This window comes from Psychrobacillus sp. L3, assembly GCF_042945595.1.
Taxonomy (GTDB): domain Bacteria; phylum Bacillota; class Bacilli; order Bacillales_A; family Planococcaceae; genus Psychrobacillus.
Genome location: NZ_CP168493.1, coordinates 3,282,310 through 3,299,189 on the forward strand (window position 1 = coordinate 3,282,310; position 16,880 = coordinate 3,299,189).

The following is a 16,880-nucleotide window of genomic DNA, read 5'->3' on the forward strand; positions in this document are numbered from 1 at the left end:
GAATTCTCGTTTTGTTTGATTAATATCTGAAAGCATTTCTATTTTCAGATATTTCATGGGCAAGGAGAATTGTTGAAACTGCTAACTCTGCATATGTCACTTCTTGAGCAGGGTTGAATTGATTATTATCCAATTTAAATAAACCAATAGAGTTTGCAATAGCAACGTAACCCGTATACTCTTTTTGAACCTTATTTGCGTCTGCAAAATCAAGTTTATAGATATTACTATATTTAGCCGATTGCTCTTGACCTAGTACTCTTATATACCATGCTGCTAATTCTTCTCTTGTGACAGGAGTATCCACATCAAAGCTCTTACTATTTGGTTTAATGACACCCATATCTACTGCGCGTTCTATCGCTTGATATAATGGGTGTTTAGGGTCAATATTATCAAACGTTTGTTTCTTATTATCGTTATTAGAATAATACATACCATCATAGAAATAAGTGAGGGAATTTAACAAAACTTTTAAAGCTTCCCCTTTTGAAATAGCAGCATCCCCGTTAAATTTTTTAGTATCTTTAACGTCTAATATTTTGGCGCTAATCAGGTAGTTTAATTCCTCTTCAGCCCAAGGATGTGAAATCGCAGCTGGACTTTTCCCATTGTCTAAGCTATTCCATTCTCCCGTAGTAGCATCTAAAAAGCTAAACGAGTTTTCGTTAAAAACAGGTACATAAACTAAATCATATTGATTTTTTTTGTCTTGCATTGGTTTGAGATAAGTAATTTTTAAGCTTAGAGACTCTTTTAATTTTGCTAACGCCTCTTTTTCAGAAATTACTTTATCTTTTGTTGGCCATTTTTCAATTTCTTGATAATTGATATACAAGCTATTTAAAGAACCGTCTCCTGCAACACTTACGTTAATTTGATCTCCAATCACCATAATGTCATTTACCACTCTTGGAAAGGAGAAGTAATAGGATTGTTGCATTTCATCAAAATATGCGTCGTCTACTGGCAAAGCATAATTGTGTAGATAGGATGGTATCATCTCTTTTACATATTTTACTGCTTGTGTAAGAGCTTCTTTTTGCGTAAGGGACTTCTCTTTACTCGGCTTTTCACCATTTTGTTGTAAGATGTCCCTTGTCATGTCGTAATATTGAATAATTTCACCAGTGCTTTTATTAATTTCCAAACTTGTTCCATGTCCGCCATTCCCATAGTCATACATATAATCCACACGGATTACATTCTTGCCATTATAGTTTTGAACCTCGTCTATTGCGTTAATGGTTAGTTTAATTTTATCCGACTTTGATTTTGATTGGATAAATTTTTCCGCAATTTTCTTTGCCTCTTCTAAAGTAACTCCTTTTTGTTTTGGTGGGATTGGTTTCGCTGAAATCTTTTCCAGTTTTGTTTTCTTTGGACTTTCTTCTAAGTAACCATTTGAAGTAAGCCACTTCCCAGTAGATGCTTGAATTCCTTGTATTTTGGACGATGGTTGGTAAACGAGCTTAATACGTTGTTCACCTGTTCTGTAGTCCATATCTAATTGATATTGTAATTCAACAGAAAGATTATCTTTCACTTTCTTTAATAGCTCATTTTTATCTAATAATTGTTTAGTAGTTTCAAACGTAGCAGATCTTTTATAAGGGTTCATGTAAAAGTTAGTAACTTCTCCATTTCCTAGAACAGTTACCTCAATTCTTTGATCAGAAATGGATACTTTGTTTTTGGTGCGAGTAAAGGAAAAGTTATAACGAATTGGCTCTGTTAAAATTTGTTGAGGATAATAGTTAAAAGAGTCCGCTTCTAGTTGATATTCTTGGTCAGTAATAAACTTTTGCATAAATTGATCTGCAATTTTTCTTGCCTCTTCTTTGGATACTTTTGCAGGAAATAATGCATCTTTTTCATTCGTTGGTTGAAAGTAAAACGATTCAATTTCTAAATTTTCTCCTACAAATCCAACACTACCGTACAAGGATTTGCCATTTAGCACCTTATTAAAGGATAAATTATAGCGTACCTCTTTATCATCAAAATAATAGTAACCAGTTCCCATCTGAAAATCACTAGCTGTTAAATAATCAAACTGTTTTGGAAATAATGCTTGAAATTTCTTAATTAAATCATTTTTGGTGAAAACTTTTTCGGTAGCAGCTACTTGGATTTGTATTTTTTGTGGTGTTTCATTTCCAGTTGGAGAAGCATATGCAATGGTTGATAACATGCCTAGTGATAATACAGAAGAAGTTAATGCAAAACCAAATTTCTTTAAATTAGTCAAAATAATCCTCCTATTTCAATTGTGTATTAACTGGGTTCTAAATTCCGTAAAATGGAATCAATTTTTCATGATTCCTTTTCTAATGGCAATTGGAAACAATTCTATAGAGTCTATGAATGGTAGAGCGAAAACATTCCATTGAAATAAAAAAAGAGATTTTCTATCTAATACTTGGATTAGGTAGAAAATCTTATAGGTATTTGCCAATTCCATTAATATTTCCTTAAAGGGACTTATCTTGAAGCTTATATACTCCTTTTATCCTGCTTCTAACATTTCCATAAAAGTTGCAGATACTTTTTCATACTCTTCTTCTGTTTCTAATTCCGCTAACTCCTCGCCATCAACATTTCGGAAAAAGAACACACCTACCTCTTTCTCGTTTTTTTCTTCCCCATCATCTGCAAATGCAAAAGCCGCATATTCCTTATCTTCTATAGTAAGCAGACCGATCACTTCAATTTTTTGCTTTTGATTATCTCGATCCATCACCGAAAGAATATCGCCAACTTCAATGCTTCCCATTTTTTCTAACATTACAATTCACTCCTAATATTTTCATTCAATTAAATCTTCCAAATTAGTCTACCCTTCAAATGTTTTATTCATCCAAAAGAATATAGAAAAGTACGCACTTTTTTGTGTTTAAAAAACTGGAAAGAAAATAAAGAAAATCGAAAGAATGATCTTAATTTTAATGGCAAAGGGCAACAAATTTAGTCTTGTAAGCACTCAATTCACCAGTTGCTCTAACGTCCTTCATTCTATGGGTTATAAAAAAGCATGGGATAAAAGAGAGAGTTGAAAAACTCTTCCTTTTATCACCATGCTTCATATTATTAATAAGTACTAAACTTTCGTTTGAAGATTGAACCTTTTTTCCATTTTGCTAAACACATAAGTGAAGAGTAACTTTAGTACTAAGTAGAACATTGCAGCAACATAATGAATTGATTTGCTAAGGGAAGTATTGCACAATTGAGGTTTTAAAACGAACCTTTGCTCGTGCAAGGAACCACATCACTCCATAACTGCCTCTCGATCATGGATAATTCCTCGTTTTATTCAATTATTCCAATACAGTTAACAGAACTAGTACTTCCATTTCCTTGTTCTGAATGCTTTCATCTACCATCTTAAAGAAATTGTAGACCTGTATTCTTTACCACCACTAACTCAATACAAATATATTCATCAAGAAGATCATAAATGGAATAGTTAATAAGGCTACTAGAGTAGAAACAACTGTTGTGATTGCTCCAATGTCTTCGTCTGCGTAATATTTTGCAAACAGGATAGATGCAAGAGTAAGTGTAGGCATCATTGATTGGATAAGTATGACTTGTACTATTGAAAGTGGTAGTTTTATATAAAGTATGATTAATGCCACAATACCTGGCAGAATCAACAACTTAGTTGTAATCGGTAGCCAAATCTTAGTACGAGATGATTTCACTTTAGAACGTTGCAAAGTCATTACTAAAATACCAATATAAAACATTGCTAAGGGTGCTGCCAGTTTGGATAATTGGTCCACAAGATCAATAATTAATGTAGGTGGTTTAAATTGCACATAAGAAATTACCAAACCTCCTATAATAGCTATTATAGGAATGTTAATCATTGATTTAAACGTTTGAATTGAAAAAGACTTTTTATTTTGCAACATAAACACACCTAAAGTCCAAATTGTAAAATCTACTCCTGCATCAAAAATTGCTGCATACAATGCACCCTCTGGTCCTAAAAGAACAGCACATAAAGGAATACCAATAAAGCCAGTGTTTCCTAAACCCGATAACAATGCAAGCTCTTTCCTATTCGTGGAACTTCTATAAAATACACCAGAAAACACCCATCCTAATCCAATTCCAATAATATTTATGATAACGGAAAGACAAAATACAAGCATAATCATCTTAAATCTTTTTTCATTCATCTCCACATGGAAAATACTAGACAAGATAATACATGGCATAGCAACATTCACGATAATACTAATAAAAACCTTTCTTGTATCCTCGTTTATCCTAAATGTTTTGGATATAATTGCTCCTATGGTAATCATAATTGAAATAATTGTAATGGATTGAATCACTTGTGTTATTTCCATATTTATTACTTACCTATTCGAAAGAAGCATCTCTCGATACTTTCTACTGATAAAATTTTAAAATAATACTTACAAAAATATTTACACTATTTATACTAATCATCATCAACATGGAATTGTGGATGATGATTAGTATATATAGTTACTTGCTAATTATTTCTTACTCCAATTAAAAAGAATATGCCTATTACAAAAAAATCTTCTCTTCACACTTTTGGAACCTTTCTTCATTCTATAAAAATGGTAACAAATTGTTGCTCTTTTAATCTAAGTACTTAAATGCCGAGTTCACAAAAACATTCACGCCATATTCCATCGCATCCTCATCAAATGTAAAACGTGGATGATGGTGGGGATATACAATTCCCTTCTCCTTGTTCCCTGCACCTATTGTAAAATACGCACCAGGTACTACATGAGAAAACGCGGAGAAATCTTCCGCAACCATTGACGGTCCTTGTAAGGATACAGCTTCTTCTCCATACAATTCGTGGACCATTTCTTCTATAACCTTTGTTATCTCTACATTATTTATTACTGGCCGGTACCCAAACATATATTCAAAATCATAAGATGCACCATGTGCTTCTGTAATTCCTTTCAATACCCTTTCCATTAGAATTGGAACTGATTCGCGAACCTTTTCATCAAAGCTCCTAACTGTACCGTTTATTTCAACAGAATTTGCAATAACATTTCCAGCTTCACCACCGACAAACTTACCGATAGTTACGACAAGATTATCTAAAGGATTTGTATTTCGTGATACTATGTGTTGGATATTAGTTACTACCTGTGCACCAATCACAATGCTATCAACTGTATCATGTGGCATCGCTCCGTGACCACCTTTTCCTTTGATCGTAATGAAGAATCCATCAGGAGAAGCCATCATCGGTCCATAAACAATTCCTATTTTTCCTATTTCAAAATTTGAAATTAAGTGAGCACCAATGACAAAGTCGACACCTTCTAACACCCCTGCATCCACCATCTCTTGTGCTCCACCAGGAAAGTATTCCTCGGCATGTTGAAATAAGAAACGGATCTCTCCCTTGATCTTATCTTTCATTCCTGATAGAATTTTAGCGGCTCCTAGCAGTATTGCTGTATGACCATCATGACCACAAGCATGCATAACTCCTGGTTTTTGGGAAACAAAATCGAATGTATTTTCCTCCTGAATCGGAAGTGCATCCATATCAGCCCTAATCGCCAATGTCTTACCTTTCTGTCCACCAATTAAACGAGCCATCACACTAAACTTGGTAGGTCGAGATACCTCAAGCTCTCCAAAAGACAGAAGCTTTTCGTATACAAACTGGGATGTTTCTACTTCTTGAAAAGATAATTCAGGATTCTTATGAAGATATCGTCTCCATTGAATTACTTCATCTTTCACACTTTTTACTTGTATACTCAAGGATTCTTTTGTCATGTTTCCGTCCCCCATTATTTTGACGTTCCTTCTCTTAAATAAACCAAGTTTCCACCCATATACGTTCTCTCTACACGTACGTCATCAATTTCATCTTTTGGAATTGTTAGAATATCACGATCAAGTACAATAAAATCTGCATGATAACCAGCTTTAAGTTGACCCACATTCGGAATTCTAGTAATCTCTTGCGCTGCTTTTGTATATAGAGTAAGAGCAGTTGAAACGTCTACTTTCTGATCCTGACCAACATCTGTGCCATCATATGCAATACGGGTAACAGCAGCTTTTAGACCTACAAATGGATTTACTGGATCGGCCCAAGCTGTGGCAGGTGCATCTGAAGAAAATGCTACACTTATCCCCGCATCCAACATACTTTTTATTGGATATGTCTGTTTTGTTCGTTCAGAACCTAAGTTACGAACGTAGCTCTCAATCTCTGCATATAAAAAAATAGGCTGAGTAACGAATGCTATTCCTGCCATAGCTGCACGTTGTAAAGCTTGTTTTGTTGGCATTGCTGCATGTTCAATTCTGATTGATGGGGCATCAGATAACCATCCTTTTGATTCATAAAAAGTATTAACGATTAAATCAATCGCTTGCTCACCCATTGCATGTACGACTAATTGAATGCGATTTTGTTTTGCTATTTCCGCAGCAGCTTCTAATATTTCCACGGATGTTGTCTGTATTCCGTAATTTTCGTTTCCACCTAAGAATGGAGGATTTACCCATGCGGTTTGACCGGATACGCTGCCATCTGCAAATAATTTTACACCGCCAATGTGAACATTATTTTCTCTGTTCGTCAGTTCCTTATCTAAAATAGGTTGGTCTTTTAAATCTTCATATATATAATATAATACTGAGCGCTGTTTCAATCCTTTATTACAAGCCTGGTTGTACATGTCTAAATAGTCAATTGGATTTGATAACGCCATAAGTTCCGAAATAGCAGTAATTCCATATTCAAATAGTTTTTGACCTAATTCTGCTAGAATTTCTGCATTTTCTTCCATTGTGGGAATTGGCATTACATTTTTAACTATATCTTTTGCTGTCTCACGTAATATCCCTGTAGGTTCGCCATTCTCATCTCTATCAATTTCGCCACCAAATGGATTTGGTGTATCCTTATTTATTCCAGCTAGTTCTAATGCCTTACTGTTTGCGACTACAATATGTCCGCATGTTCTAGTTACTACTATTGGAGTATCAGTTGTTGCTTTATCTAAATCCCAACGTGTGGGAGAACGACCTTCTGTTAACTTACCTTCATCATATCCCCAACTCTCGATCCAATCATTTGTTTTTTGGATTTTACTCTGTTTATGTAGTTTCTCGATCAACTCTTCGATAGAATAAATGATTGGTGGAGTGCAGGAAAGTTGTTTAGATGTACGAGCTAAATAGAGCGGATGCAAATGTGCATCAATGAAACCTGGTAGAACCCTCTTACCTTGGAGATCAATTAGCTCTCCTTTCAATTCTTTTTGGTCTTCCAAATCTCCAATCCATGTTATCTTTCCGTTAACTACTGTCATCGTATTAGAAAAGGGACGATCCGGATTAGACGTGAAGATTTTCCCATTGTAAAATATATACTCAACATTTTCTTTTAATTTCATTTTGCTTCACCTTTATTCTATTTTCTAGTAAAAAACACGCTTAGCATTACCAAGTAATTCTAGCAAGAATTTCCTTAAGTTATGCTAAGAGTGTGCAATATTACTCCATATTAATTTTCAATATCCCATTCGTGGATGTTATAATACATTCCATAATCTTTAGGTTCTCCTACTTTAACCTTATTAGAAACTGCACCCGGTGAATTTAGAGAATAAAGGGTAATGTTCGGTAACTCATCATGTAAAATATCCACCATTTGCTCATAAATCACATGACGTTTTTCGGGATTAACTTCCATTCTTCCTTCATTTATTAATTTATCAACTTGTGGATTGCTATAACCAGAGAAATTGTATGGTCCTCCAGTTTGATAATAGATACTTCTATCAGGATCTAAAGTAAATGGTATACCTATAAAAAGCAAATCAAATTCATGCTTAGCTCCCTTTTGTAAAGCTGTTGGCAAATCATATTTATTTATTTCAACTTTCATTCCAATCTCTTTTAAGTTCTCTGCAATGATTGTTGCTGCTTGCTCACGGGCTTTATTTCCGGTTGGCACTGCAAAATCTATTGTTTTGTTGAAATCCCAACCAGCGGCCTTTAGTAGTTCTTTTGCTTTCTCTGGATTATATGCATAAACTTCTTTATCTTTATTGAAATAAGGATGTGCAGGTGGATATGGTCCATCAGTTACTTCACCCATTCCATGCTGTACATTTTCAACAATTACTTTACGATCAATAGCTTGGACAATCGCTTGTCGTACTCTTTTGTCAGTGATAGTTTCTAAATTTACAAATAATTGTTGAGCGAACAATGATTCTCCTGTAGTCAATGTAACATTGGACATATTTTTTACTCTTTCCAAATCATCCGTAGCTATTGGACCTATGGATGGGCTATTCATTTGAATTTCACCTGTTTGTAACTGTGCTACAAGATTTGTTGAAGGTAACACTTTGAAAAATAGCTTGTCCAGTTTTGGTTTTCCTCGATAATAATCATTATTTGCAGCAAATTCAACGTATTGATCGTTAGCAATTTTAACTAATTTAAATGCTCCATTCGTTACATTTGGATTGCGCATAAATGGATCTTGATGCAAATTTTCTGGATCTACATCTTTTAATACATGTTTTGGTAAAAATCGAATATCAACTCCAAGCTTCTCTTTCAAGAAGTTAATATCTACCGGTACTTTTGTATGGACGTTGAATGTATGAGGATCGATAATTTCGATACCAGTAATCTCTGTTTCACCATCAGGTAGTGTACCATTGTCACTCAGCCCCTCAATTATAGAAAGCGACTGTAGACCAACACTTACAACTTTAGGATTAGCCATTGTTTGAAGTGTAAATGCGATATCCTCCGTTGTAAAAGGCTCTCCATCTGTCCATTTCACTTTAGGATTTAACTTAATTACAAAGTTTTGATTATCTTCTGTTTCCATACTTTCTCCTAATTTAGGTAGAAACTCCATTGAATTGTCCAATTCAAATAGACTCTCAAATAAAATGGAAGACAAAATTTGTGTATTTAATTCTTTTGCGTTAATTGGATTTAACTGGGATGGAGGCGTTGTCATCCCGATATAAATTGCTTTTCCTCCATTTGATGATGAGCCACTGGATTTACCTTTTCCTGATGTAGCATCCTGTGTGTTTTGGCTACATGCAGACAATAATAGTAAGAAGATAATACTAATAAAAACAAATAACTTTTGCTTGCTTTTTTTCATTTTTATTCCCCCATGTTCTATTTTTTTATTTCAAACTTTTTGGATCCATTGCATCTCGTAATCCGTCTCCAATAAAGTTTATTGATAACACCGCAATGACAATCATGATTCCTGGTGGAACCCAAAGCCATGGCAATGAAGTCAGTACTGTTAATGATTGTGCATCAGTCAACATATTTCCCCAGCTTGCTGTAGGCGGTTGAACTCCCAAGCCAAGAAAACTAAGTGACGCTTCGATGATTATTGCCCCAGCCATTCCAAAAGTCGCATAAACGAGAATTGGAGCAATGGCATTTGGCAAAATGTGAATGAAAAGTATTCTCCATGTGCTATATCCAAGTGCAACTGATGCTTTTACAAAGTCCATCTCTTTTAGGGTAAGTACACTCCCCCTTACGAGCCTAGCAACTGGTGGCCATCCTAGAAATCCTAAAATTAATATTACATTTGTTATGCTTGGACCTAATACGCTTACAATTACTAGAATAATCATTAAAGTTGGGAATGACATAAATACATCAGTTACACGCATGAAAAACATATCTATCCAACCACCAAAATAAGCAGAGACTGATCCAAAAATTACTCCAATTGTTACATAAATTGAAACTGCCCCAATTCCTACTAGAAGAGATACTCGTGATGCATAGATTAATCGACTCAATACATCTCTCCCAACCTGATCAGTTCCTAACCAATGCTCTGAGGATGGTGCCTCTCCGAAAGAGTCAGATAAATGATAGGGACTATGTGGTGCAATCCACGGTGCAAAAATGGCTATTAATACAAGTAATAGCATAGAAATAAGCCCCACAACTGCTAAACGATGTTTCAGAAAACGTTTGGCAATCATATATAAATAACTTTCAGTTCGCCCTATTTCCTGGACTGATTTCTCACGTGCTCCTCCTATTGGGGCTTCCTTTTGTAGATTCATGCCAGGCATTGCCATTTTTTTGTCTCCCTTCTCATTCATATTTAATCCTTGGATCAGCAACCGAGTACAGAATATCAGTCAATAGATTAGCGGATAACACCATGATTGCTGCAATAAAATTAATTGCCATTAACGTTGGATAATCACGGGACATAATAGACTGTATTGTCAATTGCCCCATACCTGGCCATTGAAAGATTTGTTCGGTTATAACCGCCCCCCCAAGTAACATTGGTATTTCAATTCCAATAACAGTGATAATTGGAATGAGTGCATTTCGCAAAGCATGCTTGTTCGTAATAAAAAACTCTCGTAACCCTTTCGCTCTTGCGGTTCGTAAATAGTCGTGTCCCAATACTTCGAGCATACTAGACCGAACATAACGGATGTTCGTTCCAGCTACATAAATACTTAGTACTATTACAGGAAGGATGAGATGTCTAATTCGATCAACAAAGTCTCCTTCTCCTCCTAAAGTCATCATTCCTCCAGTAGGCAACCAGTTTAGTTCTAAAGCGAAGAAATAGATTAGCCCTAAGCCTAAAAAGAATCCAGGAATGGATATTCCTAAAAATGACATTCCCATTGTCGTATAATCTAGTTTACTGTATTGCTTTGTAGCACTTAAGATCCCTAGAGGGATTGCAATAAGAAGACCTACAACTAGAGATGATGCCATCAACAAAAAAGTTGGGCCTATTCTTGACAATAAAATGGATGAAACAGGTTCATATGTACTATAAGAGAAACCAAGATTTCCTTGTAGCACATTTGTAATCCAATGAATATACTGAAGCCAAATCGGATCGGTTAATCCTAGTTGCTCTTTCCTTAGCTCAATTATATCTGCCGAAATATTAGGATCTAAAAACATTTCCACTGGATTTCCAGGTGCTAAGTTGATGATAATAAAATTAAATATCGTTACTCCAAATAGCACTGGTATTGCGATAAGTAACCTTCTAATAATATAGGAGAACATTTTTCCACCTTCTTTCAGTTTGACTAGTCCAGGGCAAAACAAGCTACTTCGTGTTCGTGTCCCTTTTGTTTTAATGTAGGTTCCTGCTCACGACAAACAGCAGTGGCAATTGGACATCGCGTATGAAAACGGCAACCACTAGGTGGATTTGCGGGACTAGGAACATCCCCTTGAATAACGATACGCTGTTCCCCTCGCATATGAGGGTTTGGAATCGGATATGCACTTAATAGTGCCTTTGTATATGGATGTTTAGGATTTTTGAAAATTTCCTCCGTAGTAGCTATTTCAACAATTTTCCCTAAATACATGACGGCAATTCTGTCGCAAGTGTATTTAATTGCCCCTAGCCCATGTGCAATAAATAAATATGTTAGTTGAAATTCCTTCTGTAAATCTTTTAATAGATTTAAAACTTGAGCTTGAATGGACACATCTAAAGCAGAGACTGGCTCGTCACAAATGATAAGCTGAGGATTAAGACATAATGCTCGTGCAATACCAATTCGTTGTCGTTGTCCTCCCGAAAACTCATGTGGATACCTATTCTTATAGTATTTAGGCAATCCTACTATTTCTAATAGATGCTCTACTCTTTCTTGTAGTTGACCTTTGTCCACAATTTGGTGAACTGATAGAGCCTCACCCAAAATATCATTTACTCTTTTCCTAGGATTCAATGAGGAAAAAGGATCTTGAAATATTATTTGTAAGTCCTTTCGAATTGGTTTCATTTGTTTATTGGAGTATTTAGAAATATCTTGACCTTGAAAGAAAATTTGCCCTTCCGTTAATGTTTCCAAGCCTAAAATAGTTTTTCCAATAGTCGATTTGCCACATCCTGATTCTCCAACTAACCCTAATGTTTCTCCTGGATAGATTGAAAAACTAACACCGTCCACGGCTTTTACGTGCCCGACAGTTTTAGAAATAACTCCTTTTTTAATGGGATAATACGTTTTCAATTGTTCCACTCTTAAGAGGGGTTCTTGGTGGGTTACTTGTTGGCTACTCATAGTTTGCCTCCTTCATTTTCCTGTCTCGACAAGAAAGCATCTTACCAAGTGATTTTCACTTACTGGTTCTAAGGCAGGCTTTTCTTCTAAGCATCTTTCTGTGACATATGGACAGCGTGTATGAAAGCGACAACCTGTTGGCATATGTTCAATAGAAGGAACAGAACCCGGTATTGATACAAGACGGTCACTCCCGTCATACTCAATATGAGGAATCGAATCCATTAGCCCTTTAGTATAAGGATGTTTAGGGTTATCAAATAATGTATATACATCAGCTTCCTCTACAACTTGACCTGCATACATCACAATTACTTTGTCCGCCATTTCAGCAATAACCCCTAGATCATGTGTGATTAGCATAATGGACGTATCTGATTCTTCTCGAAGTCCTCGCATTAATTCTAATATTTGTGCTTGAATCGTTACATCTAATGCGGTTGTAGGCTCATCAGCTATTAAAAGCTTTGGTTTACATGCAAGTGCCATTGCAATCATGACCCTCTGACGCATTCCTCCTGATAAAGCATGAGGATATTCATCAATAATTGTTTCAGCTCGTGGAATCCTTACTTTTTTTAACATATCAATTGCATAAACTCTCGCTTCTTTTTTGTTTAATTTCAAATGAAGCTTAATACCTTCCATTAACTGATCACCAATAGTTAATACTGGGTTTAGTGAGGTCATTGGCTCTTGAAATATCATGGATATATCATTACCCCGAAGACTTCGAAGTTTATCTTCAGATAACTTTGAAATGTCTTTTCCGTTAAAGCGAATCTCTCCTTGTTTGATTTGCCCACTTTTTCCAAGCAAGCGCATAATGGACAATGAGGTTACACTCTTACCACAGCCCGATTCTCCTACTACACCGATTGTTTCTCCTGGTTTAAGAGTGAAGCTGACATTTTCTACAGAAATAACTTCTTTCCGTTCCTTTGTAAATGCAATTTGTAGATTCTCAACCTCTAGCAAATTCTCCATGTTTTCACCTCCGATTAGAATGTATGTTATCACTTTAATATTCTTCTTAATTCAACACTCTTCTCTTGATAAATGATCTAACCGTCGAAATGAAATTATCCTGTTCATCGATAAATAAGTAATGGCAACTTTTTTCCAATATGACTAGTTCATTATTAGGTATATTTTCTGCTATACAAATTGACGCCTCTATCGGCGTAATCCAATCATGACGCCCCCCAACAATTAATGTAGGACAAGTAACCTTGTGTAAATCTTCTACTAAGTCAAATGTATCTAAAAACTTCCCTCCTTCTTCTCCAACTTCTAAGCTAAAGGTCACTTTTTTCTTTAACAAAGCCTGCTTTGCAGCTTCTTTTTCCTCTTCCGTTTTCACCTTGCCTCTTGTCGAATATAAATACAAAGGCTCCATCTCTATCTTAAAATCAGCAAATTGTTCTGGTGTTTTTAATTTGCTTTCAAAAAGTAATCTTGCAAGTCTTTTTTGTTCCTCTGTTCCAATCAATTCAATTGTTTCTTTAGCTTGTTTTCCGAAATAATTACTAGGAGAAGTTGCTATTAATAAAAGACCAGCTATACTATCTGGGTAACGAGTTGCATAGCTTTGAGCTACCATCCCACCATAGGAGTGGCCAAATACAACAACTTTTTCGATTCCTAAATATTTTCGAAGTTCTTCCAAATCATCCACATTAAAATCCATGGTATAAGTTGACCTAGGAGCTTTTTCTGATCGTCCACACCCCCTTTGATCAATATAGATTAGTTGCATATAATCTGATAAAGGCGTTAAAAAAGATCCAAATCCTGTAAGTTCCCCTCCCGGTCCGCCGTGGATAATAAAACAAATCGGTTTTTTCTTCCACGATTTACCATCAAAAATTAGTTCTCTTCCTTCAACATCAAAATAAATACGTGTCCCATTAATCTTTGCAAACATTAAAATTCATCCCCCTCTTTATAGTTAAGCGGTTACATAATGTAAATTTGGACTTTGTCTTACATGGATTTTTTTTGAAACTTATGTCAACATATACGTTGTTAGAAATTAATAAATATTCTAATAGTTTAATCTTGTCATTAATTAAACATCAATTAGTGGGTTGAAAAAAGGGATGCATCTTTACTTTTAGTATCTTCAATTGTTGTATTTTTTTCACAATTCATAAAAAGGTGTCATTATTTAAGAAATTATTTAGTTTTACAAAAAAAGTATAGTATTATAACACTAAGGGGAATTTCAATAATTCTGATAATAAATGGGGTGTAAATTTGTGTATAAGTTATTAATAGCTGATGACGAATATGAGATTAGAAACGGTCTAAGTAGTTATTTTCCATGGGAGGATATAGGTTTTGAAGTGGTTGGACAAGCCGCAAATGGCATAGAGGTTTTAGAGTTTATAACTGATCATTCTGTTGATGTAATACTTAGTGATATTCGGATGCCAGAAATGTCAGGAATTGATATTGCTAAAAAATTATTTGAACAGAATTCAACTATTCAGATAGTTTTCTTAAGTGGTTATAAGGATTTTCATTATGCCCAGCAAGCCATTAACTATGGAGTGAAAAATTATATTTCAAAGCCAACAAAATATAGTGAGTTGTCTTCTACCTTTATAAGAATTAAAGAACGGCTCGATCAAAAACCAAATTCAAAAGTTTCTTCACAACAGGAAAGTACTAGTGACAAAATCGTAGAAACAATAAAAAAATATGTAAATGAGCATTACAAAGAAGCCTCTTTGGAAGGTGCTTCTCAGTTAGTTCATATGAATCCTTATTACATAAGTAAATATTTTAAAGAAAAAACTTCTGGCAATTTTTCTGATTATGTTGTGAGTATCAAAATGAATAAAGCAGCTGAGTTATTATTGGATATGAAACTTAAAATATATGAAATAAGTGAGATGGTTGGTTATAGCAATTCAAAAAACTTCACCCGTTCATTCAGAAAACACTATGGCAAAACACCAAAGGAATATCGAAACGAGGAATGAGGTATGAGAATTGAAGAAAAACTATTATCGCATTTATTTTGTTAAAAACTTAACAACCTTCTTAATACCAATGTTAATACCTCTTTTAGTAATGGGGACTTTGTCTATTTTTCTAATTCAACAGTATGTAAAAGAGTCTATTAACGATGATAATATGAACATATTAAAGCAAACTAAGGAGAACCTGGAATTGATTTTTAATGAATTAGATTCACTGAACTTGTACATCATTGCCAGTGCAAAGGAATTTAAGAACCTACAACGAATGATGGATACACGTCTATTGGATAAAGAAGATCATAAAGACCTCGCCTCCCTAAAAAACTTTATAGATTCACCAAATATAGCAAGATCATATATCGACTCTATTTATATTTATGTTCAAAATGATTCTGGAAAGTTCATCTCATCCACTACAGGTGGTCTTGAAGAATTAGATGAGTTTTCGGATCAATCTTGGTACGAAAGCTTCAAAAAGCATTCTGGAAAAGAGTTGACATGGACAGAGGCAAGAACGATAAATAAATCGCAGTTTGATAAAACCGGAAATTTCGTAAACCTCATTACTATGTATCGCAAAATACCTGAAAATAATGGTGTTCTAGTGCTAAATATTAAATCAGGGTATTTGGAAAATAGACTCGCTAGCCTATCAACAACAAATGGACAAAGTTTATTTATAGTGGATAAAAAAAACAACATAATCTTTAAAGGAAGGGATTACAATATAAAGGCAGAGGAAATTAAACATATTACTTCTCAACCAAAATCTTTTTTTACTACATCCATTGAGGAAAAACAATTCGTTATTTCCAAGATTTTTTCCAGCAAATATGGATGGAACTATGTTTCTATTAGCCCAAAGCAATATTTATATCAAGTTCCTAAACGTCTATTTAAAATAGTATTAATCTTGCTGATTTTATGTATTATAAGTAGTACAGCATTAGCTCTATATTTAACTCAAAAGATGGCGTCTGATATTAAAATCATTCTCAATATATTCCAATCCGCGGAACAGGGTAAGGCATTGCCCCCAATGCCCTCTAGAGTAAATGATGTTCACAGTTATATCATTCACAACATATTAAAGAATTTTATGGAGCATAATTATTTAAAGATTCATCTGTCCGAACAAAAGTATAAAGAGCAAGCAATGGAATTTGCTGCCTTACAATCGCAGCTCAATCCCCATTTCTTATTCAACACATTAGAAACGATTAATTGGAAGGCTATTGGTTTGACTGGAAGCCCCAATGAATTAAATGGGATGATTGAAAATTTAGCAGCCATTTTAAGATATTCGCTAGATGAAGAAAACAAAATGGTTCCAATCATGGAGGAAATAAAATATACAACCCACTATATCGAGATTCAAAAAATCAGACATAAAGATCAATTCGAAGTAATTTGGGAATTTGAAGAAGACATTGAAAAATACCATGTTAAAAAACTTATAATTCAACCACTTATCGAAAACTCTTTGCAGCACGGCATGATTTCAGGCAAGAAATGCTTTATTAAAATTAAAATTATATCTACCATCGATCATTTAATAATAACCGTGATCGATAACGGAAAAGGAATGACCGAAGACAGACTAATAGAGGTCCAAGAAAGACTTAACACAAGTGCTGATCATTCCAATCATATTGGCTTAATCAATACTCATAAACGACTTAAAGTTACGTATGGAAATGAATACGGTCTAGTTATTCAAAGTAAGTGTGCTTGGGGTACTGTTATTCGAATTGTTATGCCGAAATGATATTTG

13 protein-coding genes are annotated in these 16,880 nt (G+C 34.7%); 2 read left to right on the plus strand and 11 right to left on the minus strand.

What is annotated here, in order from left to right; translation table 11 throughout:
* Positions 1-19: 19 nt before the first annotated feature.
* From ACEPXD_RS16365 to ACEPXD_RS16415, 11 genes are all read right to left on the minus strand, one after another.
* Positions 20-2,251, minus strand: a complete 2,232-nt coding sequence (locus ACEPXD_RS16365) for a YcdB/YcdC domain-containing protein (RefSeq protein ID WP_391117643.1) — start codon at positions 2,249-2,251, stop codon at positions 20-22.
* A gap of 258 nt (positions 2,252-2,509) precedes the next feature.
* Positions 2,510-2,788, minus strand: a complete 279-nt coding sequence (locus ACEPXD_RS16370; protein ID WP_391117645.1) for a DUF1292 domain-containing protein — start codon at positions 2,786-2,788, stop codon at positions 2,510-2,512.
* Positions 2,789-3,422: 634 nt separating this feature from the next.
* Positions 3,423-4,364 carry an AEC family transporter gene (locus tag ACEPXD_RS16375; protein WP_391117647.1) on the minus strand — a complete coding sequence of 314 codons (942 nt, stop codon included), beginning with the start codon at positions 4,362-4,364 and terminating at the stop codon, positions 3,423-3,425.
* Positions 4,365-4,626: 262 nt separating this feature from the next.
* The gene (locus tag ACEPXD_RS16380) at positions 4,627-5,802 is read right to left on the minus strand and encodes a M20 family metallopeptidase (protein ID WP_391117649.1); all 1,176 of its coding nucleotides are present in this window, start codon (positions 5,800-5,802) and stop codon (positions 4,627-4,629) included.
* A 14-nt stretch (positions 5,803-5,816) separates the two neighbouring features.
* Complete coding sequence (locus ACEPXD_RS16385; protein ID WP_391117652.1) at positions 5,817-7,436, minus strand: amidohydrolase; 1,620 nt, start codon at positions 7,434-7,436, stop codon at positions 5,817-5,819.
* A gap of 110 nt (positions 7,437-7,546) precedes the next feature.
* A complete protein-coding gene (locus ACEPXD_RS16390; RefSeq protein WP_391117654.1) occupies positions 7,547-9,181 on the minus strand; it encodes an ABC transporter substrate-binding protein in 1,635 nt (544 codons plus the stop codon).
* Positions 9,182-9,206: 25 nt separating this feature from the next.
* On the minus strand, positions 9,207-10,133 hold the full coding sequence (gene opp4C, locus ACEPXD_RS16395) for an oligopeptide ABC transporter permease (protein WP_391117656.1): 927 nt from the start codon (positions 10,131-10,133) through the stop codon (positions 9,207-9,209).
* Positions 10,134-10,149: 16 nt separating this feature from the next.
* Positions 10,150-11,100: an ABC transporter permease gene (locus ACEPXD_RS16400; protein ID WP_391123312.1), complete on the minus strand. Its 951-nt coding sequence runs from the start codon at positions 11,098-11,100 to the stop codon at positions 10,150-10,152.
* A 23-nt stretch (positions 11,101-11,123) separates the two neighbouring features.
* Positions 11,124-12,116 (minus strand): ABC transporter ATP-binding protein, encoded by a 993-nt coding sequence (locus ACEPXD_RS16405; RefSeq protein WP_391117658.1) that lies wholly within the window; start codon positions 12,114-12,116, stop codon positions 11,124-11,126.
* A gap of 12 nt (positions 12,117-12,128) precedes the next feature.
* Positions 12,129-13,103 (minus strand): ABC transporter ATP-binding protein, encoded by a 975-nt coding sequence (locus tag ACEPXD_RS16410; RefSeq protein WP_391117660.1) that lies wholly within the window; start codon positions 13,101-13,103, stop codon positions 12,129-12,131.
* A gap of 46 nt (positions 13,104-13,149) precedes the next feature.
* Positions 13,150-14,043, minus strand: a complete 894-nt coding sequence (locus tag ACEPXD_RS16415) for an alpha/beta fold hydrolase (protein WP_391117662.1) — start codon at positions 14,041-14,043, stop codon at positions 13,150-13,152.
* Between the two features lie 334 nt (positions 14,044-14,377).
* Here ACEPXD_RS16415 and ACEPXD_RS16420 point away from each other — a divergent pair, with 334 nt between their 5' ends.
* Together ACEPXD_RS16420 and ACEPXD_RS16425 are read left to right on the plus strand one after the other, a co-directional pair.
* On the plus strand, positions 14,378-15,106 hold the full coding sequence (locus ACEPXD_RS16420; protein WP_391117664.1) for a response regulator: 729 nt from the start codon (positions 14,378-14,380) through the stop codon (positions 15,104-15,106).
* A 10-nt stretch (positions 15,107-15,116) separates the two neighbouring features.
* The gene (locus ACEPXD_RS16425) at positions 15,117-16,874 is read left to right on the plus strand and encodes a sensor histidine kinase (RefSeq protein WP_391117666.1); all 1,758 of its coding nucleotides are present in this window, start codon (positions 15,117-15,119) and stop codon (positions 16,872-16,874) included.
* Positions 16,875-16,880: the final 6 nt, after the last annotated feature.